Origin of the sequence: Candidatus Methanoplasma cognatum (assembly GCA_009777615.1) — an archaeon.
Classification (GTDB): Archaea; Thermoplasmatota; Thermoplasmata; order Methanomassiliicoccales; family Methanomethylophilaceae; genus Methanoplasma; species Methanoplasma cognatum.
Genome location: WRLM01000002.1, coordinates 176,926 through 200,098, shown reverse-complemented (window position 1 = coordinate 200,098; position 23,173 = coordinate 176,926). Strand labels below are relative to the sequence as shown.

The window sequence follows — 23,173 nt, the reverse complement described above, 5'->3', positions numbered from 1 at the left end:
TAGCATGGAGATGATGGACGTAAGACTCATAACGGCATCATACAGCAGCGATGCGAACGGGGATGTGTTCGTGGAGCTGTTCGGAAAGACCAGAGAGAAGAAGTCCGTCACCATCCTTTACTACGGGTTCGACCCTTACTTCTTCATAGTCGACCCCAAGGACGATGCCGAAACGGTCCTGACAAGGGACCCGGAGGTGCTGAAGACGGAACGGGACCGCCTTTTCTACAAAGGTTCTTTCCACGAGGTGCTCAAAGCGACGGTCAAATATCCCTGGAAGGTCCCGGAGTACCGCAACGAATGGAAAAAGAAAGGGTACGTCGTACTCGCGGCGGACATCCCCTTCCACCACCGGTTCGTCTACGATAATGACATGGGCTCATGCATAAGGGTGACGGGCGAGAGAGCGACCGGCCCGTATGCCACGGACATAATCTTCAGGATGTCCTCCTTCGAGAACATAGAGTCGTTCGATCCGGGATTGAGGTTCCTTTCGTTCGATATCGAGAACAGCATCCAGCATGATTTCATCTACACCATATGTTCGGTCGTCGAGGAGGACGGAGCATACCGGAGCTGTGAGCCTCTGACAGGTAGCGAAAAGGACATCATAACCAAGTTCGCAGAACTGATAAAAAAAGAAGACCCAGACATCATAACGGGATACAACATCGATAATTATGACATCAGAAAGATCATGGAAAGGGCCCAGGCCAACAAAATGAAGGACGCGCTGCCATGGGGGAGGGATATGGGGCAACCGCGGGTGGTCAACGAGAGATTCTGGAGACTTAAAGGGCGCATCGTGGTGGACGCTTGGTGGGCCGCGAAGCGCGAGCTGCGGCCTAAGCAGGAGACCCTGAACGCCATTTCGCTTCAGGTGCTGGGAGAGTCCAAGCTTGACGTGGATCCCAAGAAAATGGACGAGGAATGGAAGAACAACCGGGAGAAGGTGATAGAGTACTGCATAAAGGATGCGGAACTTGCCCTCAAGATCCTTTTGAAGATAGGTACCGTGAGGAAAGGCATGGACCTTTCTACCGTTTCGAAGCTTCCGCTTGACGACGCGCTCAATGCCGGTTCTTCCCAGCTTGCGGATTCGCTTCTCATCAGGGAAGCTGACAGACAGAAAGTAGGCGTCCCGATGACCGGGAGGAGAGAATCGGGGGACCCGATAGAGGGAGGATACGTCCACACGATGAACCCCGGGCTCTATCATTGGGTATGCGTGCTCGATTTCAAATCGATGTATCCTTCGCTGATAATAGCGAAGAACATATGCTTCACCACTCTTTCCCCCCAGGGCACCATTTCGGCGCCCTCCGGCGCGAGGTTCCTGTCCCCGGACAAAAGAGTGGGTATCCTCCCGAAGATACTGAGCGACCTTATGCGCCAAAGGGATGAGATCAAAGAAAGGATGAGATCCGCATCGGATGATGTGGAACGAAGATACCTCAACGGCCTTCAGGAGGCCGTGAAGGTGCTGATGAACACCTTCTACGGCGTTTTCGCATCATCCTTCTACCGTTTCACGGACAAGAACATCGGCGCGGCGATAACCGCTTTTGCGAGGGATAACGTTAAGAGGATAATAGGTGAGGTCGGGAAGGAGGGGATAACCGTGATCTATTCCGACACCGACTCCGTGTTCATGCAGTCTCCCGTGAACGATCTGGACGGCTCCGTCGATTTCGGTAAAGGGATGGCGAAGAGATTCTCCACGGAAGGCGGCACGCTGGAGTTCGAAAAGCTGCTGGAGCCCCTCTTCTCCCACGGAAAGAAGAAGAGATATGTGGGGAGAGTGGTCTGGCCCGTGAGGTCGGAGGAACTTCTGGTCAGAGGGTACGAGATAAGGAGGTCAGATTCATTCGAGCTGCAGAGCCGCCTTCTGATGGAGCTGTTCGAGAAGATACTTGACGAGAAGAACGAGGACGCGGTAGCTCTGGTCAAAAAGGTCATCAGGGATACGCTTGCCAAGAAGGTCGATGTGTCCGAGCTTGTTATCTCCAGGACCTGCAGGGGATTGAACGTTTACGAGAATCCGGAGAGAATGAGCAATGTGCAGGCCGCCAAGAAGCTGATCGAGAAAGGGTACGACTTCATACCGGGAATGAAAGTATCATGGATAGTCACTAACGGGAATATAGTGCCGCAGGAGGTCGAACCTTATGTGAGCGGCGCGGATTTCGAGGGAGACCCGGACTTCGGATACTATGCGGAAAGGCTGGCGCAGACAGCCTCCAGAATAACCGAGGTATTCGGATGGGGGGAGAAGGACCTCATGATGGGGAGCCAGCAGTCAACGCTCTTCGATGTCGATCACGGAACGAGGGATACCTCGGAGAAAAAGAAGAAGGAGGCTGCCGCGCCGAAGACCGCCTCGAAGAGTCCCAGACTCGAAGATTTCTTTTGATTGAAAGGAAACTCCCCCAAACATTTTGGTAACTGGGTTTCATGGTTTCCGGCTTATTGGTGGGTGGAAAAAAATATCTCCGTTCCAATACGCAAATTGATCACCCCGGCGCCCCAGATATCTCAATATAATAAATATAGGCACTAAAGAACACATTATACCCATCCACAGCGCATGAGAGAGATGACGTATAATACGAATAATTAAAGAGAAGGACATTAAGATTATAAGGACAATTGCGATTATGCTTCCCTTAGTTTCGCTTATTTCCTTACGCTCATCAGATCTTGCATTGAACACAATTGCCACATTACACCTTGACAATTCGGTTTTGTTCATCACGGCTAAGAACCTTGCCTCCAACTCATCTGCGTACTTCCTCTGAACCAATACATCCAGATCGCCAACGTTCATTACAGCCGCTCTTACCTCTCTTTCTTTATATTGAGAACTGAAAAACGATATCAATTCCTTTGCATTATTCATCCATTCTGGATTCTTTTCGATATGGAACACCGGTATGTCAATCACCAGCGTCACCTTCTTTAAGTTGTTTCTTTTCTCACAAAATCTTATGAAGTCACTATTGATGGACGATAAAGAGTACTGATAGACGATGATCGCCTCATCGTATCCTGTGATATCATTCTCTTTTTTACTGCCGATGATCTTCAGTACTTTCCCCGATGTGGTTTCGGCTAGCATAGCCAATAATGCGGGATTTATAGAATGCTTCGGACAGACTATTGCGACGGCCATTCAATCCCGTATCTTATTTGTTATTTATATAGGGATAGAATCAATGAAGAAAGCCATCGGATGAAGGGGGAGCGCCCCCATATCATTTTATCTTCGTCAAAACAGTGCCGGAGGGATAAGGTAGATCATCAGAGCTAAACAAAGAATGCATATCATTGTCCCTACTGTCCCTGCTATCCAAATGGACCGCTTTGTTCTTTTTATCGTGGTTCCATCTTTTCTATATCCTTCAATTTCCATTGTCCATTCCCATCTATTTTTTTTTCCTTTCTTTGTATTTCCTTCAGCTTCTCTTATTATTTGGTTAAACCAGCTATAAAAGCTCATATCAAACGTAACCCAGTCTGTGACAAAAACCACAAACATAAAAATAAACGCCAAAAGAATAAAATAAAATGAGACATAGGTCATAAACGTAAAGAAGACTGTCAGAGCAGTGAAAACGGTTATAATGTAAATAAACCACCATTCTCTTCTATCTTCAATCACACATATGCCTCTTTTTAAGTTTATTTTCTGCTTGGATCGCATGCCGCTTGCGACACACCCATCGCAAATGGGCGGCTGTGTTTATAAGCCCCTCGTAAATGTCCGTTCGAACATCCTTCAGCCTCCGTCTCCGGCTCAGCTTCTGGACGGTTCGTCGCTACTGTCAGAAGAACTGTTTATCAAAGCAAGAGTGGGCCCTGCTTGATACGCCACATAAGAGATATAAAAAATAAAGTGTTTGAGAAGCTGTTTACTCCCAATTCATGTGGGTTTATTTGAGTTCAAATGTAATCGGCGTTCCGCTCTCATCGAACACGGCCCTATATACGGTGTGGGTCACAGGGTCACAGTAGAACGATGCACCTATCGTTATTCCGGATTCATTCGTCACGGACATACTCCACTTCTCGACCTGCACATTGCCGTAATTCGCCGCGCCAATGGTGATTATCCCTCCGACTTTAACGGCGTCCGCCGGTAGCCCCTCCGGATAGTTGGAGATGTAGCATAACTTACCTACATCGTCGGTGTCGCGGAGGTTTGACACATCAAAAGACATCCCATACTTGCCGCCTGTGATGTCTGCGACACATACCATGTCGCGGTCATAGCTGTGTCCTCCGACTATAGTTGTGTATTCATAGACCGTACCGATTGCCTCCGACTCCTCGTACGAGGTCTGCCAGACGGGTTCATATTTCGTCAGATCGAGCGTTATAGGAAGCCCCTCCGCCATTCCTTCTTGCTTGTACATCAACATTTGGTTCGAGGGATCGACATAGGATTTCACAGTTTCTCCGTCCTCGGTTTGCTCCCATATGTTCACAGTTTTACTGCCGTGGATAGTATCGAGCTGAGTGGTGCCGGTCCTCGTCGCTCCATCTGGTATTCCTTTCGAATCTACTGTGTAGGCAGAGTACTCTAACCCCCCTTCAACAAAGGTTTGAGTGACCTTGATGAAATATTCATCTGCATTCTGTCCAACGATGTCCACCTTATATGTCGCGAAAACGACGACCCCAAATAATGACATATCATATTCCAGCACCGTTCCGGGAGCTATGGCTTCTTTTTCTCCGTCGTCGTTGTCATTACCAGACAAGACGACATACGCCGCTGCGGCAGCCACGACCACCACGACTATTACAACAATAGCGATCAGGACCGTGGATATTCCCGATCTGTCCTTTCGCATTTTACTCTTAAATTCCATGGTTCCTCCTCCTTGTAGCAAGTACCAAGGCCAAATCAGACAGTGCGTATAAGTAGTCTGCCCATCTGTTGTGTTATTAAAAAGCCGTGCTCGATGAGAGAATTATAAAAAAAGAAAGTTGTTTGAAAGGTATTTTCTGCATTTATTCAAGGCTTCTTGCTAAGATTAAAGGTTATCAGATTTCCATCCTCATCCTGAATGATGAATCTGTACACGATGTGCGTCACAGGGTCATAGTAAAATTGGATATCTCCGCCCAAACCCTCGAATACCCACTGCTGGACGAGCACATTGCCGTCTAATGGAGAACCGATAGTGCTTGTGGTGCCTTTATTCACAGCGTCCGCGGGTAATCCTTGCGGGTTGTCGCTGAGGAAATATGATTTGCCGCCCCCAATGTCATACATTACTCCGTATTTGCCCCCTGTGCAGTCTGCGACGCATACCACTTTGCAGGTATACAGGCTCCCGTCAGTTGATGTCCCAGAGTATTCATAGGTCATGCCTATTGACTCCGACTCCTCATATGAGGTCTGCCACTTAAACTCATATTGTTTCAAGTCTGCCACAGCAGGAGTTCCGTCTATTATAAGATCCATCTTGTATAACAAATCTATGTTTGAGGTATCGACATAAGACTTTGAAGTGACCCCGCCTTCAGTAAGTTCCCATACGTCTACGTTCTTTCTGCCGTAGTAGACCGTATCGATTTGAGTGGTGCCTGTCTTCTTCCAACCCTCATCCATACCTTTAGATTCTAAGGAATATTCGAATGTCGTCAATAGACCTGTATAGGTCGTTGTTGTCTTCATGAAATATTCATCAGTGTTCTGTCCGATCACTTCCATCGTAAATCCTCCGACTACCATTCCGAACGCAGAAATTTCATATATCATCAACGACCCGGGTGCCACAGTCTCTTTTACAGTCTCCTCTTTATTGTCATCGCCGGACAAGACCACATATGCCGCGGCGGCTGCCACGACAACAATGACGGCGACGATTATGACGATAAGGATTGTAGATATTCCTGATCTGTCCTCTCGCATTTTACTCTTAAATTCCATGGTTTCTCCTCCTTGTAAGTACCAAGACACAGAATCTGACTGTGCGTATTTATAGCCCGCACCTGCCGCCTTTAACGAAAGTACCTTTAAATAGGTCATTTGTATGGACGGTAGTACAGAACTCAATGTTCTGGCGGAAATGTGCCCTCCGGGGTGAATCCGAAAAAGGTGAGAAAATGAGTGACGAAGGTCAGGATGCGCGCCCGGTGAACGGGAAAAGCATGTACAGTTATATTGGGGATGCCTGGAAAAACCCGGGCAAGACCTATTTGAAAGAGCTCAACCACGAGAGAAAGATCCAATGGAGGAGAGAAGAGAACTTCATCAGGGTCGAGAGGCCCACGAGGCTTGACAGGGCAAGGGCCCTCGGTTACAAGGCCAAACAGGGTTACGTCGTGGTAAGGGGCAGAGTAAGGAAAGGTTCGTTCAGAAAGAGAGCCATCACCGCCGGAAGGAGGGCGAAGCGGAAAGGTATCAACAAGATAACCACCGGAAAGAGCCTCCAGAGAATGGCCGAGGAAAGGACCGCGAAGAGATACCCCAACTTAGAGGTGCTCAACTCGTACTGGGTGGGCGCGGACGGGCAGCATGAGTGGTATGAGATAATACTCGTCGATCCGGCGCACCCCGTCATCAAGGCCGACCCGAAGATCAACTGGATCTGCGACAGCGCCAACAAGAACCGCGTATACCGCGGGCTAACGTCCGCCGGAATAGCGGGACGCGGCCTTAGGAACAAGGGCAAAGGCGCCGAAAAGATCAGACCTTCGATAGAGGCCAAGGGAAGAAAGGGGAAGTAACCCTCTTCAAAACACTAAACTCATTGTCCCGTCCTTCCGGACGGGGCCGATTCTTCTTTTATCGCTTCAAGCATTGAAGATACTTCCCTGTCGCTCATGCCGACGGTGGGAAAGAACAAAGGTATCCCATAGTCTGATACTGACAGGCTTTCCAGCTCCTGCAACGATATTCCCTTTACAATACCCAGTATGTCCGGAGACAGCTCTTCCCCGTATTTTATCTCCGGGTCATACCTCTCCAGCAGCGGCTGCTTATCCCCTTTGACGATCGCCTTGCAGCCCCGCTTCATCATCAGCCACGCCGAAAGGACATCCCTTTCGTTCCGCACTTCCGCGATGACCTTCCCCTGCGTGCCTAACGGAAGGCCGCCATGGCATCTTACGTATGAACCGAAGATGAACGCTTTATTATTCCTGATCTCCAGATAGAACGTGACGTCCGGATTCGTGAGGTCAACTTTGACGCCTTTGTCTTCGTTGGCAAGGAATATTGCGGAACCGACCTCCCTCCCGGCGTCCAGGCTCGTATAGTTATGGCTACCTTCCCTTCTCGCCTTGACGGCGAAGGACTCTCCGGCCTTAAGTCTGCTCAGCGAGTAATTCGCGGCGGTCGAGCATATGTCCTCCATTTCTGAGGAGCAGACCTCCGCCACGGACAGAGACGATATGCCGAACACCCTCTTCACGGAAGATACCGCCGCGTCGATGTCGTCCGCCTCAACGTAGAACCTTGCGTCCTTCTTCGTTACCAGCGCCTCCACTCTGTCGGCGGCCAGCATCGACATCATATTATCTCTCAGTCTGTTCTCGAATTTAACGCGGACCGGCGTGCTCTTGAGGCCGATCTCTGAATATCTTGCAAGTATTATTGGCACTGACCTTTGAATGCTCATTTCCGATATATTATTTCACGTCAAAAATTAATAATTCCGAAGTATTCACAGGAACATGGACCCTCTGCTGATCATTGCCCTTGTTGCGATAGGGATCGGTGCGGGCACCATCGGCGCCCTTTTCGGCATAGGCGGCGGCATTATCTTCATCCCGGTGCTGACAATTCTGTTCGACCTTTCCGCAAGCGAGGCCGTGGCCGTGAGTCTGACGGGGATAATCGCCACCTCCGCCGGGGCCGCTTCGTTCTATGTGAAGAACGGCTCCGCCAACATAAGGCTGGGACTCCTGCTTGAGATAACAACATCGATAGGCGCGATGGCGGGTGCTTTCTTTGCCATGTATGCCGCGAATTGGGTCCTGCTTTTCATGTTCGGCTGCGTGCTGATCTACAGCGCCGTGAGCATGATCCTCAGAAAAGAGAGGATAATCGAGCACTCGGAGGGGGAAGGGAGTATGAACTTCTCATACTCAGACAGCAAGGACCACACCGTTAAGAGATATGAGGTCAAGAACGTCAAAAGCGGCCTTTTGGCATGTACCGCCGCCGGCGTCCTGTCCTCATTGACCGGCGTGGGAGGGGGGACCATCAAGATCCCTCTGATGAACATTCACATGCGCGTACCCATAAAGGTCGCAACCGCGACAAGCAGCTATATGATCGGGATAACCGCATTCTCCGGCGCGATCGTCTACTTCATACACGGGGACCTTCTTCTGGATTATGCCGCCGCGATTGCCGTGGGCGCATTCCTCGGCTCGATCATCGGCACAAGGGCCTCTAGGCTGATCGACGCGGGCCCGATGAGGAGATACTTCTCGATACTGCTCCTTGCCATATCGGTGATAATATTCCTTGAGGCAGGTGGTGTGTTATGAAAATGAGCGACGCCACATCCCTCTCCCTGAAATGCTGTCTCTTCGCGGGGATCGCCCTTCTCGCGGCGGGGCTGGTCCTTTCGGAACAGGACGTAGGAGACAGGATCATGTGGCTGGGCGCCCTTGTGCTGATAGCGTCCCCTTTCATAGGCGTCCTGACGACGCTTTTCCACCTCGTAGCCGAAAAGGACTGGAAATGGGTCAGAACGGCGTCGGTTCTTGCCGCCATGATCTTGGTGTTCCTGATATTGTCCATCCTGATGAGCTGAGGTCACTCCCTCTTCCTGCATCCTTCACAGGCCGGATCCTCGGCTTTAGGGCACCCGCCGCAGTATGAGCACCCGCCCCGCTTAAGAGACCTGTATGTGAAGTATGCGGAGAGCGCGATCACCATGAGAACGGCGGCCGCTACCGCAAACGTAGCCGCGTTAAGCATCCCGCCTCACCTTCCTGAAGATGCTGAAGGGGTCCTTTGAGGCCAGCATGTAGATCAGCGCTGCCAAAGCTATGACCGCGGGCACAATCCCCAATCCCAGACCATTTCCCATGAATACCGAAGCGAACTGATAGAATATCAGGGCGATCGCATATGCCAGCAGGCACTGGTAAATGACCGCCTTCGCGGCGCCTCTCCAGGACCCGAGCTCGCTCCTCATCGCGCCGACTGCCGCAACGCAGGGAGCGCATATCATGTTGAACAGAAGGAACGCATATCCTCCGGCCTGCGTGAGCATGCCGCCTATGACATCCCAAAGCTCCTCCCCTCCTCCGGGGCTGAATAGCACTCCGAGCGTACCGACAAGGTTCTCCTTCGCAAGCAGACCTGTGATGGTCGCCATGGTGAACTCCCAATCGTCCCCGAATCCGAGCGGCACGAATATCCACTTCAAAGAGTTGCCTATGTCGGCCAGCATCGAATCCGCCGCGCCTACGCTGTTGATGCCCCAGTCATACGATGACAGGAACCATACGAGCACACACGCCAGCAGCACGAAGGTGCCGGCATTCTTTACGAAGGACCACGTCTTTTCCAGCGTCGATCTTATGACGCTGAACGCATGCGGAGCGTGATACGGAGGAAGTTCCATGATGAAATGAGACGGGGCTCCCGCGAGGGACCTCCACTTCTTCATGATTATTCCGGACATCAATATGCACAATATTCCCATAAAATAGACGGATATCGCTATAAAAGCGCTCTTTCCGAACAGGGCGCCGGCTATGAGGGCAATGGCTGGAAGCTTTGCGGAGCACGGTATGAATGTGACCGTCATTGCGGTTATCTTCCTCTCCGTCTCACCCTGGATGGCCCTTGACGACATTATGCCGGGGACGCCGCATCCCATCCCAACCAGGACGGAGATGAGGGATTTCCCGGACAGACCGAACCTGCGGAACAGGTGGTCCATCACAAAGGCCACCCTGGACATGTACCCGCATTCCTCAAGCATTACCAATATAACGAACAGCACCATCATCTGCGGCAGGAACCCTATTACGGCCCCGACGCCCCCTATGATCCCCTTGACGATCAGCCCGACCAGCCAGTCCGCGACCCCCGCGTCGGTGAGCCATCCTTCGGCGGACGGCATCAGAGTGTCCCTTATGTAACCGTTGAGAATGTCCGTCCCCAATGACCCGATCGTCTCTATCGCGATGAAATATATGGCGAACATTACGGCGGCGAATATGGGGATCCCAAGCCAGCGGTTGGTCACGATCCTGTCGATCCTGTCCGAACGGGTCTCTCCTTTCCTTACGCTGCCGCTCTTATCGACAGATTCGCCTACTATCCTCCCTATCAAAGAGTACCTTTCCTCGGCGATGATGCTGTCGGCGTCGTTGTCCATCTTCGATTCCATTGAAGAGACAACGGCCTCTATCCTCTCCCAGGCGTCCCCGTCGATGTCCTTCTTTAGTCTCTCATCCCTCTCCAGCAGCTTGAGGGCGTACCATCTCTCGGCCTCCTCGGGCACTTCCCCCCGAAGGATACCCTCGACCGTCGAAACGTATCCTTCCAGCTCCTTTGAGTATCTGAGGGCGTTATCTGCCTTCGTCCCGACGGCGGACATGACGGCGCGGGAAAGTTCCTCGACGCCGTCCCCTTTGAGGGCGGTCGTTTCGACGATCGTGCATCCGAGGGCCTTGGACAGCTTGCCCAGATCTATCTTTATGCCTTCTCTGGCAACCGCGTCCATCTTGTTGAGCGCGATGACTGTCGGGATCCCGGCCTCAACGATCTGAGTGGTCAGGTACAGGTTCCTTTCCAGGTTCGAGGCGTCGACGATGTTGATCACCGCCTCCGGCCTGTCCTTCAGAAGGAAATCCCTGGAGACCACCTCTTCGGGAGAGTACGGTGACAAAGAATATATCCCCGGCAGATCGACTATTATAGCGTCATCCTCACCCTTCAGTCTGCCTTCCTTACGTTCAACGGTCACCCCCGGCCAGTTCCCGACTCTCTGGGAGCTTCCGGTGAGCCTGTTGAACATCGTGGTCTTCCCTGAGTTAGGGTTCCCCGCCAAAGCGATCCTTACGGTCATCTTCCCGCCGGTTACCTTTGAGCCGCCGTTTCCGGCAGAGAGGGGGTGAAGAATATCTTTGAAGCCATTGCTTTGTCCATCGCTATCCTGGACCCTTTCACATCCAGGATCAGGTTTCCAGAGTTCTCGTTCACGACGGATACGCGGGCTCCGATAACGAATCCGAGTTCGCAGAGGAATTTCCTTATTTCCTGTTTACCGGAGACCCTTACGATCTTACCGCCCTCGCCGATCCTTGCGGTCACCAGCGGCACTCCGCTTTCGGATCTGAAGGAGTCCTCGTCCATGGGCACGCAAACGTTTCCGGTGCACTTACCCTCGCACGTACAGCTGCTTGCACAATCACAATCACAGTTGTTATCCATGAATTTAGGATTCCCTAAAAGTATATAAATTTAGGCATACCTAAAGCATATAACGCCATCACTGTTCAGCTCGAAGCCACAGCGCTTTCCAAAGACCCAGAGCTGAAAAATTCGCGGCCGCATCGGCAAGTCTCCCGCACACACTCATCTTGTCATCTGCGTACCGATGGTCCGTTCGCAAGAGGCAGTCGCGTCTGATATCCTGCAGGCGCGCGGTGCTGCTGCCGTTCCGCTGTATGCGCAGCGTCCTATTCCGGCTTGAAGGGGAAATAGAAAATGCGAACCGCCGCTGAGACGGGGCGGACATATTTTCCGCATAGTCACGTTAATAAAGCCGCACGCGGTATTAATAACGCGAGAACACGTGCTGAAGGTATGTGTCGATTCCCTTTATCGGATGTGAAGTGCATGAGAGGAAACAAGAACAGATGGAGAGGGGCGGCCCTCTCTCTGATGATTGCTGCGCTGTTGGCGATCACCGCGGCCGCATTTTTAGACCGAGAGAACACGGTCCTCGGGGCCGCCGGGGACTATAACGCCGGCGATGTCGCGGTTATCAACGACATCATCGCAAATAACGGTCTCGGCTGGACGGCGGCCCCTGCCGACGGCAGTTCTGTGCCCGGCAACTGGACGGGCGTGACATGGAGCAGCGCTTCCACGAACAAGCGCATAATATATCTGGATCTGGACGTAAAGGGTCTGACAGGCGGTATGCTCAACGTCTCCGGCCTGACCGCGCTGGTATGGCTGTATTGCAACGGCAACGCCAACCTGACCGCGCTGGATGTGTCCGGCTGTACCCAACTGGAAATTCTGAGCTGTCAGATGAACAACATTACTGCGCTGGACTTGTCCAAGAACATCCTGCTGGAATACTTGAACTGCCACGACAACAACATTACTGCGCTGGACTTGTCCAAGAACATCCTGCTGGACGATCTGGACTGCTCTTACAACGAATTGGCCTCGCTGGATGTATCCAAGAATACCGCGCTGAAATATCTGCGCTGCAGCAACAACGAGCTGACTGCGCTGGACGTGCCCAAAGGTGCAGCGCTGATATGGCTGGATTGCGGCGGCAATAAATTTACCGCGCTGGATGTGTCCGAGAACACATCGCTGAGGAGCCTGGGTTGCTACGACAACGACCTGACCGCACTGGACTTATCCAAGAATGCAGCGTTGGAATGGCTGAATTGCAACGAAAACAAACTGAACGCGCTGGATGTGTCCAAGAACACATCGCTGGTATACCTGGACTGCTCTTATAACGACCTGGACGCGCTGGATGTGTCCAAGAACACATCGTTGGAAAGCCTGAGCTGCCACTACACCAGATTGGACGCGCTGGATGTGTCTGAGAACACATCGCTGGTGATACTGGACTGCGGTTATAACAACCTGAGCGACCTGGATGTGTCCAAGAACACATCGCTGAGAGACCTGTACTGTTCCCACAACAGCCTGACCTCGCTGGACTTATCAAAGAACACATCGCTGGAGGTACTGAACTGCTCTTACAACGAACTGACCTCGCTTGATGTGTCCAAGAACGTGTTGCTGACGGCGCTGGACTGCTCTTACAACGAACTGACCTCGCTTGATGTGTCCAAGAACGCATTGCTGAATTACCTTCGCGTAAATTACAACTACATCGCCGCTGAGACCAACGTGACCGGCGCTACGTCCCTCCTTCATTTCCCATCTTCGGGCTGGGATAAACCGGATTTCTACTTCTCTCCGCAGTACAGCGGCGCGCCCCTTGCTTTTACAAACAATGCGGGCTTCAATGTGCCAGCTGGTAAACTTGGGACGACCGTTAAGCCGATAACCGTACAGGGCGGCGTATCGGGCGGGACGGCCCCGTACTATTTCTACATCAGCGCCGGCCCTTCATGGCTTGATATCGACGAGGATACGGGAGAGATCACTGGCGAGCGTCCAGCGGCGGAGCAAACCGCGACAACGGCGGTCATCCTGGTGGAAGACAGCAGTAGCCCGGCAAAGACCAAGATGATAATCATCTCCGTCGGCGCGGTAACGGAGGAGCCTGCCCCCGGCGGCGGCAACACGACGCTCATCGCCGCGATTGCCGCGATAGCGGCGGTAGTACTTCTGGCGGTAGTGTATATGTTCGTTATACGCCCGAGAAGGCCGTAAAGCCTACGATCAAACGGGACAAGGGCGGGGTTCACCCCGCCTGCGTCCATTAATTAACCACTTTATATGAGCCTTCTGTCATCTGCGGGTTGTTACAAACAGCCAATTTAATTCCGATCCCAAAAGGAGAATATCGGGGCGTTCTGGTTCGTCATAAGCTCAGGGAAAAAGGACGTGTCTGCGCATATGGCGGCCGGCCGGCGCTCGACGGTAATGAAAATATGATCCCGACCAATATGATCTGACCTTACGCCCGTGCGGGCAACGGATAGGATATGGGAGGCCGTTTGCCGCTGAATTGCGGCAAACAGGCGGACGGATCGATATGATAAGTGCAGGGGAAGGGATTTGAACCCTTGGACCACTAAGGACTAGACCCTGAATCTAGCGTCGTTGGCCAGGCTTGACTACCCCTGCCTAAACGGGCTGATTCACTTTTTCATATAAAGAGGTACGTGCACACAAAGGCATGTGCACGCAAGAGGATATGAAAGCTCACGCCTTCATTATCTTCATCCAGCCGCCGCTCTCGTATATGGACAGCTTCCTCTGTTTCAGGATCATTTCGAACTCATCCCATGTTATTACGGATAATCTGTCGTTGCTCCCTTTGGTGAACTGTACTCCGGAAGTCCCCTTTACCTTTCCAGGCTTGAGTCCCTTGTTCTGTGCGATCTGCTTTGCTTTTACGATGTCTATCTTCTCCATGACCATCTCTTTCACACCCTCTAGCCATCTGGCATAGTGGAATAAATATCCAGATGAGGAATATTTAAAAGTTTTTAATAAATCGGGGAAAAACTGGGTCAAAAACGGCCTCAAATGCATTTTTCACGCTGGGTCAATTGCGGCCGCATGACAAGAAATATCAACCGGAATATTTCTTAGGATATTGATGAAAAACGCCCCCGCGCTGATGCTCCGCTCCGTAACTGAGGAAGACATGACCGCCGAGAACGCTCTGAGGATCGGGCAGACGGTCGGGATGTCCTGCAGAACAGTATGCGTCGGGTCCGACGCCGGTCCGAGCAGCAGAATGATAAAGAACTCACTTATAAGCGGGCTGCTTTCGGCTGGCGCGGAAGTCAGCGATGCGGGCGTCGTTCCCGCGCCGGCGGCGGCCTTGGCGTCCGGGGGTTCCGACTGCGTAATGATGGTCGGGGAACCCGACGAGCAGGGGAGGATCAGCGGTATACGGATCATGAACCCCGACGGCTCGGCCTTCACAAAAGAGCAGCTGCGGCAGATCATAACGGACGGCAGGAGGGACCAGCCTCTTCCGGGATACAGGGATATCGGAAGCATGAGGGCCTGCGACACGGCCGCAGATGACTATAACCGAACGATGCGTGAGAAATACGGGAATAGCGTGGACGCGCCCGTGATATTGGACTGCGGCTGCGGAAGCACGTCTTTGTGCGCCCCGGCGATATTGGCGTCGGCGGGCGCCGACCTGACGACGATGAACGCGCAGATCGACCCGCGGTACAGCCCCAGACCGCCGGGGGTGGGCATGAACGACGTCACGGGCCTTGCCGAAGTGGTCGGTATGGAACTCGGGAGCATAGGGATAGCGCTCAACGGCGACGGGACGAAGCTCGCGCTTTTCGACGAGAACGGAAAATATGTCGATCCGGAAAGCATTCTTGCGCTGCTGCTGCTTTACCTGAAGCCGTCGTCGGCGGTGGTGCCCTTCGACGCCTCGGCGGTGGTGGACGATGCGTTCAGGGATCTGATCGGAGAAGGTCTTTCCTCTGATGCGAAAGCTCACAGCGAAAGACGGATAATACGGACCGACAACGACCTGGAATCGATAACCGAAGCCATAAAGAACAACAATGCGGAAATGGGCGCGATGGCCGACGGGACCTTCATATTCCCCGATGTGACGATGTGCCCCGACGCCATAAACGCCGCCGTTATCCTCACCAGGATGTCGGGGGAGAACAGCATAAGCGACCTGCTTGCGTCATTCCCCAGATATATCGTCCTTAAAGAATCGATATACGGTCCGGGCAACATCGAGCTCTTCTACAGGAAACTCGGCGAAAGGCTCAAAGAACTGGATTCGGAAGATATCTGGGAGATCGAGGGCGGAAGGGTCGGCATGACCGGAGGATGGTTCGCCATCTCCAGGAACGCGGCCGATCCCGAATACATCGACATTACGGCAGAGGCAAAGGACAGAGTATACGCAGTCAGCATGATGGAGCTGGCAAAGGACATCGCGCGCAGCTGCATGTGATCAGAATATGATCTCAAGATCGACGACCCTTCCTCTCGAGTCGTAGGCTTTCCAGCTCCTTCTGTCATAGGGCTGGCATGTTATAAAATGGACCCCTCCCATGTAATTGAAGAAATCCAGGTCTGCGTCGGAGGGCTCGTTGCTGTACCCGGGGTGGGAATGCGCCGACCCGGATTTATGGAAATCCACCGGCGACATCCAATCGTTTATGAAGCTGTGGCTCTCCCCGTATACGGACCCAGGCACCAATATCATCTCGGAGATCACACCATCGTATTCCCTGTGGAAGCATATGAATTCATCCGGGTACGTGGACTTGGCAGATTCATTGAATCCGTCGATGAAATCCACGCTTACCCCGTAGATCCTGCTCATATCGCGTTCACCAGTTTCTCCCTTACCCTTGAATAGAAATCGGTGTTGAACCTTATGAACCTGACAGTCTCCGACGACCTGATGAAGTCTATGTGGGTCTTACCCTTTATCTCATATTCTTTCTGCCCGTCAATGACCAGCATGCATCCGCTGTCCATCACGGTCTCCACCGTCACCTTTGCGTCCGCCGGGACCACGAACGGCCTTGACGCGAACTTGTAAGCGGCCATCGGTACGACCACCACGGCGTTGACGCGGGGGTCGATCAGCGGCGCTCCGAGGCTCATGGCATAGCAGGTGGAGCCGGTGGGCGTCGACACGATTATCCCGTCGGCGCGGACCTCTGTCATGAGCCTGTCGTTCACGTATACTTTGAAATGTCTTATCTTCGCGATGGAGTCCGTATGTACGACGGCTTCGTTCACCGCTTCCGCGAGGTATTCTCCCTCATACCACGAGCTGATCTTGAACCTCTCCTCCACCACGTACTCCCCGCAGCGCAGCCTCCTGATCCCTTCTTCGATATCGTTCACATGGACCTCTGCCAGGAATCCGACTCCCCCAGCGTTTATCCCTATCATCGGCGCTTTGTTCTGCATAGAGGTGCGGAGGATGGTCCCGTCCCCGCCGATCGTTATCATGATGTCCACTTTCATATCCTCGACGGGGTACCCTTTCATGCCCAGTTCGGAGGCGATCCCCTCATCAAGGACATAATCGCAGCCGCTCAGAGCTTTCATCACCCTTCTCGCATACTCTCTGGCCTCCGGTATCCCGATGTTCGCGCATATGCCGTAGATCGGCGATTCGGGTATCTCGTTCTTCGCTTTGACGATGAAATCATACGCTCTCCGGTCGCCGAAGGCGATGAAATTGGAATGACATCCGATGTCGAAGTCCATATCCAGCACGTTTCCGTCGAGATCATAGATCTCTCCTCCCGCCTCCCTCAGCACGAGAGCGCTGGCCGCGATGTCCACTATCCTTATCGCACGTGAATATCGCTCGGAATGCATCATGAAACCATCCGCTTCCCCCTCCGCGACCAGGACCATCTCCAACGACGCGCAGCCGAACGAGCGCGACGATTTGACCCTCTTTGCGAGGTCGAACGAATCCGGGTGCGCTCCGTTCCCGAGATAGATCATCAGGAACAGATCGTCCATTTCCGCCTTTCTGACGTGGATCCTTATGCCGTTCTTATATGCGCCCTTCCCTTTTTCGGCGGTTATGACGTCGCCGGTGGCAAGGTTCCGGAGGTATGCCGTGTGGACGCCGGAAAGGGATCCTGTGCCGACGGCCAGCGATATCGTGAAAAGCGGGATCCCGGCGACCGCGTTAGATGTTCCGTCTATGGGGTCCAGGACCAGCGTCTCTTTACCGCCGTTGTCGACGAACCCGATCTCCTCGCTCAGGACGTTCAAGGGGATGTTGTTCTTTTGGATGAACGCAAGGACGGTGTTCTCGGCTATCTTGTCGATCTGAGAGGTGGACGTCCCGTCGGCGCCCATTCCTAAACATTCTCCTCTGCATTTAGAGTCGGGGATCTTCCTTATAGCTTCCTCTACCGCATCGGCTATGTCGCTCAGAACATCCATCATGACCGAAAGAGTTGGTCGCAATATATTGTTCTTTTGATTTATTCGCTTTTTTGGACGCCGGCATCGGCCTTATTGCGCAGCATTACGATCGCGCCCCCTATGATCAGAAGCATGCTTGCGATGACCGCCAGGTAGACGCCTGCTCCCAAGTAATCCATCAGCCTTATGTCGGCTATCAGGTCCGCCCCGGAACTGATGAGCGCCATCTTCGACATAGGATAGAAGATGTAAAGAAGCGTCGCCGCCAGCATAACGGCTCCCAGAACGGTCGCGGCTGCCGCACCATTCTTCCCGCGTTTGGTGAAAGACAGCGCGGCCGGGATCACCGAGATCGCGGCTGCCGCAAATACCGCCAGCGGCATGTACGCGTAATATCCCGCGGAGGGATAACCGTCGGGGAGGTCGAGGCCCTTAAGATAGAAATCGAACCCGTTATACTCAAACCTGGCTACTAACATATCCAGACTGAACCACGCCAGGAACACGCTTCCTATCCCCATGACGGCGCCGATCAGCATCATTATCTTGAAAAGATCCGGATCAGCGGCGAATTTCGTACTTTCATCGGGCATGAGTGAACGTAGGAGTTGGAGATTAAAAGAATGTTGTAAAGGGTTTCGTTAGCGCCGTTTGTTCAGCCTTCATCGGGTACCGGTCTTCGACGCCGTGCCCAGTGCTCCGAATATCAGCATTATCAGGCCGGCGGCGAGGGCGGCGTAGGCTCCTGTGCCTAAGAACTCCATGATATTATTGTCATTGAAGTACCAAACGTACACGATTACCGCTATCAGCACGAGAAGCCCGCATACTGTGGCTCCTCCTCCGCCTATTCTCCCCGGTTTTAAGACTGTGAACAGTCCGCTGAGCAGTCCGCCGATAGAGAATATCAGGACGACCAGCGGCATGTACATGGGATAGTTATCTGAGATCCCGCTCAGCGATGCGCTTTCGGATATGTCCTTTATCATTTCCCAGCCGCTGCGGGTAAAGCCAAAGAAATCTATCCATGCCAAGAATACGCTTACGGCCCCGATAATGCCGCCTATCAGAACTATAAGCGCAAATATCGAGGTCCTTGCTTTAAAGTCAACCATTATTTTTCCTCCTTTGTGTGAATTACGTCCACCTATTGAAAATCCACATAGTTTGTATATAAGTCTGAGGGTACTCCTTTTTGTTTTCTCTATACACAGTAATTATTAAATCATAGTCCCATTACAAACCAATGATCCCCGTAGGCAGCACAGGCGGTTCAGTATATTCCGAGAACAACAAACTCTATACGCTGTCGTCGAACCCCGAAGTAAGGGTGTACGGGGAGAAGCTTGTGAAGGTCTCCGGCCAGGAATACAGGGAATGGAATCCCAGAAAGAGCAAGCTCGCCGCTTACATCAAAGCTGGCGGCGAGGTCTTTCCGATAAAAAGCGACAGCAGGATCCTGTATCTGGGTGCTTCCAGCGGGACAACCGCGTCTCATATCTCGGACATCGCCGTGGACGGGAAGATCTACTGCGTGGAGTTCGCGCCGAGGATGTTCAGGGACCTTGTGAACACCTGCGCCGCCCGGCCGAACATGATACCTATCCTAGGGGACGCGACCGACCCGGAGGGGTATCAGTTCGCCGTCGGGCTGCTGGATCTCGTTTATGCTGACGTCGCGCAGAAACGGCAGGCGGAGATAATCGCGAACAACATGGACTTCTTCAATGCGGACATGGGAATGGTGGCTATCAAGGCCAGGTCGGAGGATGTCGCTTCGGAGCCTTCCGAGGTCTATAAAGCATCCGAGAACAAGCTGAGGGAAAGAGGGTTCGAGATACTGGATTCCAGGGACCTGGAGCCGTACGAGAACGCCCACAGCATGATGGTCATCAAGAGGAAGTGACTTGGCCACCGTTTATGCCGTAGCCTTCGATGACGACCGTTTTCTTATGGTCTTCAACAAGAAACGCGAAGGGTGGGAGATGCCGGGAGGAAGCATCAATGAGGGAGAATCGGCGGAGGAAGCGGCAAAGAGGGAATTCCTGGAAGAGGCGGGATATGACATCAGGGTCCTGGAGATCAAAGACATCGGCCACTGCCGGGTCTGCGCCTGCCTTCTCCTCGATAAAGTGAACGGCTCGCCTGAGATGGACTCCGAACTTTTCTCGGAGGTCCCGGACAGGATCGCTTTCGAAAGGTCCGAGTACGATACGGTAGTACCATGGGCGCGTTCCGTCGTACGCTCCCTTAAAAAGTGAATATAAGGGTGAATCTTTTAATACTCCTTCTTAATTGGAGTGTCTAGCCTCGCCGCATATATAATGATCGGAGAATCAAAATATGGCAAGAATGCACGCAAGAAGAAAGGGCAGATCCAGTTCGCAACGCCCCATGATAACCGAGAACCCGGAGTGGGTACCTCTTACAGCCACCGAGATAGAGGACCTCATCGTACAGTTCACCGAGCAGGGAATGACCTCTGCTAGGATCGGGCTGGTACTCAGGGATCAGTACGGGATACCCAGTGTCAGATTGGCAACGGGGAAGACCGTCACCGAGATCATGAAGGAGAAGGGAGTAATGCCCAATCTTCCGGAAGACCTTTCAAATCTTATGAGAAGAGCGATCTCTCTTAACGTTCACGTCAAGAACAACAGAGGGGACGTCTCCAACCTGAGGGGACTGCACCTGATCGAAGCTAAGATCAGGAGGCTGGAACGCTACTACAAAAGGAACGGCGTTCTTCCCGCAAACTGGAAATACTCTCTCGCAAACGCAGAGATAATGCTCAAGTGAGGGTCTTATGGACGATACCGTCCTACCTTCCAAACTTCTTACAACTTTATCCGATGCCGTAGGCATAGTCAACGGCCACGATTTCATTCAGGTCTACTCTCACTATGACGCCGACGGGATATCCGCGGCCTCAATAATAGCAAAGACCCTTCTGAGGGCCGGAAAGGCCTTCAGAGTGACCCTTCTGACAAGCCTGAACGATCAGAACATGGAGATGATAAGGAACACCCCCTCGGAGTGCATCATCCTCACGGACCTCGGCGCGTCGTACGTGGAGCAGCTGGACGCTTTGAGCTGCGATGTTGTAGTACTGGACCACCACGCTCCCGAACAGCAGGCAAAAAGAATATGCCACGCGAACCCGCACCTTTACGGTATCGACGGAATGACGGACGGCTGCGGAGCGACCATGGCCTTCCTGTTCTCGATAACCATGAACAAAAAGAATTGGGACCTGGTCCAGGTGGCGTTCGCCGGGATCGCCGGGGACAAACAGCACATCAACGGCCTGAAGGGGCTGAACGTCTACCTTTACGAAGGAGGATCGGAAAAGGGATATATCAAAACGCTGGACGGATCGATGATACCTTCCGGGCAGCTCACCTCCGAGCTCTTTCTTTCGACGGAACCGTACCTGGCGGGGATAAGCGGCAGCGCGGAGGGTGTCGCCGGTCTGCTTGATGCGGCCGGGATCGGGAGGGAGAAGTTCTACAAGGATCTGACAGAGAAGGAAAGAAGAAAACTGTCGTCCCTGATCGCTTTGAAACTTGTCGAACAGGTAGTCTCCCTGCAAACAATGCTTGAGATCTCCCGCACAAGATATCAGCTTAAGGATTGGGATACGGACGCTGAGACATTAGGGTCGCTTCTGAACGGATGCGGGCGCATGGGTCTCGGCGGCGTCGGGGTCTCCGCCGGCATGGGAGACCCGAAGAGCATGTCGAAGGCGGCTGAGCTTGAGAACACCTCAAAGGAACAGATAATGGATGCCGTGCTGTCGCTGCAGAGAGCCGGGCTCAATCAAATGGACAACATCCAATGGTTCGACAGTTCGGCCTCCGGATTCACCGGGATGATATGCAGCATCGCGATGCAGTTCATTGGAAATCCCTCGAAACCTACGATAGGGATCAACCGTTCCGAGGACATGGCGAAGATCTCGTCAAGAGCGACATTCGACCTTTTGGATAAGGGAGTGGATCTCTCGACGGCATTGAAAGAAGCCTGTGCGTCCGTTGGGGGAAGGGGCGGCGGACACCGGATAGCCAGCGGCGGTTCTTGTCAGAAGGAGAGATGCGACGAGTTCCTTCTGAATCTGGATAAGATCATAGGGAAACAGCGCGGCCGCTGATCAGGACATTCTCCATACGGCCTCTACCTCATCGGTCCTGAATCTCTGCCTAACGGCGGTATCTTCGATGTTCATCCTTATCCGGGAATTGTACATGATATTACCAAGCCAGGCGATCATCGCGCCGTTGTCGATGCATAATCTTCTGTCGGGAACGAACATCTCGGCCCCGCGGTCCTCGGCCATGATCCTTATCATATCCTGCAGACGGAGGTTCTGCGCCACTCCGCCGCCCAGGAGGACCTCATCCTTACCGATGTGGGCCATCGCCCTTTCCATGACCTCCGTGAGCATCGAGAAGGCCGTTTCCTGCACAGAGTACGCTATGTCTTCCAGACTGTGGCCTTTCTTCCTCATAAGAAGAGCGGAGGTCATTATCCCGGAGAACGCGACATCCATCCCTTTGACCGAGTACGGAAGATCCAGAAGCCTATCCCCATCCTTGGCGAGCTTCTCTATCACGGGTCCGGCGTAGAATCCGAGGCCCAGTTCGCGGCCCAATTTATCCAGCATGTTCCCGACGCCGATGTCCTGGGTCTCTCCGAAAATGCGGTATCTTCCGTCGGAATAAGCAATGACCTGAGTGTTTCCCCCGGAAGCGTACAGCATCGCGGGGTCGCCGCAGCCGGTTGTCGCATTCCCGATCTCGATGTGCGCTATGCAGTGGTTCACGCCCATTATGGGTATCCCTAACCTTGAAGATAATGAACGGGCGGCCGTCGCCGCGACTCTCAGACAGGGGCCGAGCCCCGGCCCCATGGAGAACGATATCAAGTCGATTTCTTTAAGCGATACGCCCGCCTCTTCCGCGGCCTTTGTTATAACTGCGGAGACAACATCGGAATGGTGGTTGGCGGCCTCTCTCGGGTGCAGTCCGCCCTCCTGCGGCCTGAACATGTCTATCACGTTCGATAGGACCTTCTTCTCAGAATCAACCACACCTACACCGAGCGTGTGGGCCGTTCCTTCGATGCCGAGCGTAATCATGAATTAACAGTAGATTGGAATCAGAGATATATCACTATCCCTTTCCAAACAAATTAATGGCCGTTAATTTAATGGTCATTAATTTAATAGCCATTAAATTAACAGAATTCAGATAGTGCCAGTATAGAGAATACTTGCAGTCGCTTACCTTCGGCCAAGGCTCCTTCTTCCCGATGACCCGCTGCAACGTATGCTGTGCTTCTCATCGGCCGCACACGCGCATTTCACGCACTTCGGTATTGCTGGACAAGAAA

Annotated in this window: 24 protein-coding genes and 1 tRNA gene; 10 read left to right on the top strand and 15 right to left on the bottom strand. The window is 52.8% G+C overall.

Annotated features, from left to right (window positions below; genetic code table 11):
• The first annotated feature begins 4 nt into the window (after window positions 1-4).
• On the top strand, window positions 5-2,413 hold the full coding sequence (locus FWG96_03895) for a DNA polymerase II (protein MCL2032394.1): 2,409 nt from the start codon (window positions 5-7) through the stop codon (window positions 2,411-2,413).
• A gap of 39 nt (window positions 2,414-2,452) precedes the next feature.
• On the opposite strand, the gene FWG96_03890 is transcribed toward FWG96_03895, so the two are convergent.
• From FWG96_03890 to FWG96_03875, 4 genes are all read right to left on the bottom strand, one after another.
• Complete coding sequence (locus FWG96_03890; protein MCL2032393.1) at window positions 2,453-3,172, bottom strand: hypothetical protein; 720 nt, start codon at window positions 3,170-3,172, stop codon at window positions 2,453-2,455.
• A gap of 96 nt (window positions 3,173-3,268) precedes the next feature.
• A complete protein-coding gene (locus FWG96_03885) occupies window positions 3,269-3,661 on the bottom strand; it encodes a hypothetical protein (protein MCL2032392.1) in 393 nt (130 codons plus the stop codon).
• A gap of 271 nt (window positions 3,662-3,932) precedes the next feature.
• Window positions 3,933-4,874, bottom strand: coding sequence for a hypothetical protein (locus FWG96_03880; protein MCL2032391.1), 942 nt, complete (start codon window positions 4,872-4,874; stop codon window positions 3,933-3,935).
• A gap of 146 nt (window positions 4,875-5,020) precedes the next feature.
• Window positions 5,021-5,941, bottom strand: a complete 921-nt coding sequence (locus FWG96_03875; protein MCL2032390.1) for a hypothetical protein — start codon at window positions 5,939-5,941, stop codon at window positions 5,021-5,023.
• 176 nt (window positions 5,942-6,117) lie between these two features.
• On the opposite strand from FWG96_03875, the gene FWG96_03870 reads away from it, so the two are divergent.
• Window positions 6,118-6,741: a 50S ribosomal protein L15e gene (locus FWG96_03870; protein ID MCL2032389.1), complete on the top strand. Its 624-nt coding sequence runs from the start codon at window positions 6,118-6,120 to the stop codon at window positions 6,739-6,741.
• Window positions 6,742-6,761: 20 nt separating this feature from the next.
• Here FWG96_03870 and FWG96_03865 read toward each other — a convergent pair whose 3' ends face one another.
• Complete coding sequence (locus tag FWG96_03865; GenBank protein MCL2032388.1) at window positions 6,762-7,616, bottom strand: THUMP domain-containing protein; 855 nt, start codon at window positions 7,614-7,616, stop codon at window positions 6,762-6,764.
• A 73-nt stretch (window positions 7,617-7,689) separates the two neighbouring features.
• Between FWG96_03865 and FWG96_03860 the strand changes: the two genes are divergently transcribed.
• Window positions 7,690-8,511 (top strand): sulfite exporter TauE/SafE family protein, encoded by an 822-nt coding sequence (locus FWG96_03860; GenBank protein MCL2032387.1) that lies wholly within the window; start codon window positions 7,690-7,692, stop codon window positions 8,509-8,511.
• Complete coding sequence (locus FWG96_03855; protein ID MCL2032386.1) at window positions 8,508-8,780, top strand: DUF1634 domain-containing protein; 273 nt, start codon at window positions 8,508-8,510, stop codon at window positions 8,778-8,780. Before FWG96_03860 ends, FWG96_03855 begins: the two co-directional genes overlap by 4 nt.
• Before the next feature lie 2 nt (window positions 8,781-8,782).
• On the opposite strand, the gene FWG96_03850 is transcribed toward FWG96_03855, so the two are convergent.
• From FWG96_03850 to FWG96_03840, 3 genes are read right to left on the bottom strand one after another with little or no spacing between them, the layout of a single operon-like run.
• Complete coding sequence (locus FWG96_03850) at window positions 8,783-8,947, bottom strand: hypothetical protein (GenBank protein ID MCL2032385.1); 165 nt, start codon at window positions 8,945-8,947, stop codon at window positions 8,783-8,785.
• On the bottom strand, window positions 8,940-11,054 hold the full coding sequence (feoB, locus tag FWG96_03845; GenBank protein MCL2032384.1) for a ferrous iron transport protein B: 2,115 nt from the start codon (window positions 11,052-11,054) through the stop codon (window positions 8,940-8,942). The genes FWG96_03850 and feoB overlap by 8 nt, the downstream gene beginning before the upstream one ends.
• An 11-nt stretch (window positions 11,055-11,065) precedes the next feature.
• Window positions 11,066-11,419, bottom strand: coding sequence for a ferrous iron transport protein A (locus FWG96_03840; protein MCL2032383.1), 354 nt, complete (start codon window positions 11,417-11,419; stop codon window positions 11,066-11,068).
• A gap of 408 nt (window positions 11,420-11,827) precedes the next feature.
• On the opposite strand from FWG96_03840, the gene FWG96_03835 reads away from it, so the two are divergent.
• Window positions 11,828-13,582 (top strand): leucine-rich repeat domain-containing protein, encoded by a 1,755-nt coding sequence (locus FWG96_03835; GenBank protein ID MCL2032382.1) that lies wholly within the window; start codon window positions 11,828-11,830, stop codon window positions 13,580-13,582.
• 333 nt (window positions 13,583-13,915) lie between these two features.
• Here the strand turns inward: FWG96_03835 and FWG96_03830 are convergent.
• Window positions 13,916-13,999, bottom strand: a tRNA-Leu gene (locus FWG96_03830).
• 78 nt (window positions 14,000-14,077) lie between these two features.
• The gene (locus tag FWG96_03825) at window positions 14,078-14,296 is read right to left on the bottom strand and encodes a hypothetical protein (GenBank protein MCL2032381.1); all 219 of its coding nucleotides are present in this window, start codon (window positions 14,294-14,296) and stop codon (window positions 14,078-14,080) included.
• 181 nt (window positions 14,297-14,477) lie between these two features.
• Here FWG96_03825 and FWG96_03820 point away from each other — a divergent pair, with 181 nt between their 5' ends.
• Window positions 14,478-15,827 carry a phosphomannomutase gene (locus FWG96_03820; GenBank protein MCL2032380.1) on the top strand — a complete coding sequence of 450 codons (1,350 nt, stop codon included), beginning with the start codon at window positions 14,478-14,480 and terminating at the stop codon, window positions 15,825-15,827.
• Here FWG96_03820 and FWG96_03815 read toward each other — a convergent pair whose 3' ends face one another.
• The 4 genes from FWG96_03815 to FWG96_03800 all read right to left on the bottom strand — a co-directional run bounded on the left by FWG96_03815 (window position 15,828) and on the right by FWG96_03800 (window position 18,897).
• Window positions 15,828-16,202: a Mov34/MPN/PAD-1 family protein gene (locus FWG96_03815; GenBank protein ID MCL2032379.1), complete on the bottom strand. Its 375-nt coding sequence runs from the start codon at window positions 16,200-16,202 to the stop codon at window positions 15,828-15,830.
• Window positions 16,199-17,803: an NAD(+)/NADH kinase gene (locus FWG96_03810; GenBank protein MCL2032378.1), complete on the bottom strand. Its 1,605-nt coding sequence runs from the start codon at window positions 17,801-17,803 to the stop codon at window positions 16,199-16,201. The genes FWG96_03815 and FWG96_03810 overlap by 4 nt, the downstream gene beginning before the upstream one ends.
• A gap of 38 nt (window positions 17,804-17,841) precedes the next feature.
• The gene (locus FWG96_03805) at window positions 17,842-18,375 is read right to left on the bottom strand and encodes a hypothetical protein (GenBank protein MCL2032377.1); all 534 of its coding nucleotides are present in this window, start codon (window positions 18,373-18,375) and stop codon (window positions 17,842-17,844) included.
• Between the two features lie 69 nt (window positions 18,376-18,444).
• Window positions 18,445-18,897 (bottom strand): hypothetical protein, encoded by a 453-nt coding sequence (locus FWG96_03800; protein MCL2032376.1) that lies wholly within the window; start codon window positions 18,895-18,897, stop codon window positions 18,445-18,447.
• 131 nt (window positions 18,898-19,028) lie between these two features.
• Between FWG96_03800 and FWG96_03795 the strand changes: the two genes are divergently transcribed.
• The 4 genes from FWG96_03795 (at window position 19,029) to FWG96_03780 (ending at window position 21,932) form a co-directional block, all read left to right on the top strand.
• The gene (locus FWG96_03795) at window positions 19,029-19,688 is read left to right on the top strand and encodes a fibrillarin-like rRNA/tRNA 2'-O-methyltransferase (GenBank protein ID MCL2032375.1); all 660 of its coding nucleotides are present in this window, start codon (window positions 19,029-19,031) and stop codon (window positions 19,686-19,688) included.
• A 1-nt stretch (window position 19,689) separates the two neighbouring features.
• The gene (locus FWG96_03790; protein MCL2032374.1) at window positions 19,690-20,043 is read left to right on the top strand and encodes an NUDIX domain-containing protein; all 354 of its coding nucleotides are present in this window, start codon (window positions 19,690-19,692) and stop codon (window positions 20,041-20,043) included.
• A gap of 82 nt (window positions 20,044-20,125) precedes the next feature.
• A complete protein-coding gene (locus FWG96_03785) occupies window positions 20,126-20,581 on the top strand; it encodes a 30S ribosomal protein S15 (protein MCL2032373.1) in 456 nt (151 codons plus the stop codon).
• Between the two features lie 7 nt (window positions 20,582-20,588).
• Complete coding sequence (locus FWG96_03780) at window positions 20,589-21,932, top strand: DHH family phosphoesterase (GenBank protein MCL2032372.1); 1,344 nt, start codon at window positions 20,589-20,591, stop codon at window positions 21,930-21,932.
• Here FWG96_03780 and FWG96_03775 read toward each other — a convergent pair whose 3' ends face one another.
• Window positions 21,933-22,919 carry a bifunctional N(6)-L-threonylcarbamoyladenine synthase/serine/threonine protein kinase gene (locus FWG96_03775; protein ID MCL2032371.1) on the bottom strand — a complete coding sequence of 329 codons (987 nt, stop codon included), beginning with the start codon at window positions 22,917-22,919 and terminating at the stop codon, window positions 21,933-21,935. It lies immediately after the preceding gene.
• Window positions 22,920-23,173: the final 254 nt, after the last annotated feature.